At 65.5% G+C, this 1,007-nt stretch carries 1 protein-coding gene; it reads right to left on the bottom strand.

The features are described from left to right. Positions 1-1,007: dihydroorotase family protein (locus ACFQ9V_RS20640; RefSeq protein ID WP_382460985.1), on the bottom strand; the 1,007-nt coding region annotated here is incomplete at both ends.

Here is a 1,007-nt window from a genome sequence, read left to right as displayed (position 1 = left end):
GTCGCCGCCGGCCACATCCGCAGCACGTAATCCTCATACGGGGAGAAATCCACGGCCGAGAACAACTCATCCGCACGGACCGGTTTCTCCCCCGTGTCCAGGACAACAAGGTCCGCGTCGGCACCCACACCGATCCACCCCTTACCCGGCAACCCGAACCGCCGCGCCGCCGCCGTCGAGGTCAACTCGATAGCCCGCTCCATACTCATCCCACGCCCCACCACGAAATGACTCAGCACCAACGGCAGAAGCAACCCGATCCCCGGAAGACCCGCATTCCCATCCACCAGATCCGCCTTCGCCGCCGCCGGCCACACATTGTGATCAGAACCGAAGAAGTCGATCTCCCCCGCCAACACCGCCGCCGTCACCGCCTCCGCAAGCTCCGGACTGCGCAACGGCGGCGCCACCTTCCCCAACGCGCCGATCCCCGACGCCGTGCTCAAAATCGCATAATGCGGACACGACTCCAACATCGCCGCCGGATACCCCGACGCCCGCCGCACCCGAATCGCCTCCGGACTGGACACATGCACGATCGACGTCGGACACCCCGCCCGCTCCGCCAAATACAACGCCGTCCACGCCGCATCCCCCTCCGCCTCCACCGGCCGGGCACGCTCATACGCCTCCAACGTCGACATCCCCGCCAGCACCTCACGATGCATGCAGTGATCAACGATGTCCCCATCCTCGGCATGCACCAACGCCTGACCACCCACCGCCGCGATCGCCTCGAACGCACGCTGCATCTGCGCATGATCCAAACTGCCGATCCCGCCCAACGCCACCGCCTCCGCACCCCGATACGGCATGAACATCTTGAACGAACGAATACCCGCAGCCGCAGCAGCCGGCACCTCCGCCAGCTGACCCTCATTCATCACATAGCCGTGGAACAACATGTCGATCCGCGACTCCCGCCACGCCGCGCCCACCGCCTCCTCGAACGCCTCCAGCAACGACCCCTGCCCGAACTTCACATAGTTCAAAGCCGTCGTCACCCC

It is taken from the genome of Leifsonia sp. NPDC056665 (assembly GCF_042791795.1).
Taxonomy (GTDB): domain Bacteria; phylum Actinomycetota; class Actinomycetes; order Actinomycetales; family Microbacteriaceae; genus Leifsonia.
This window is presented reverse-complemented; position numbering and strand designations above follow the sequence as displayed.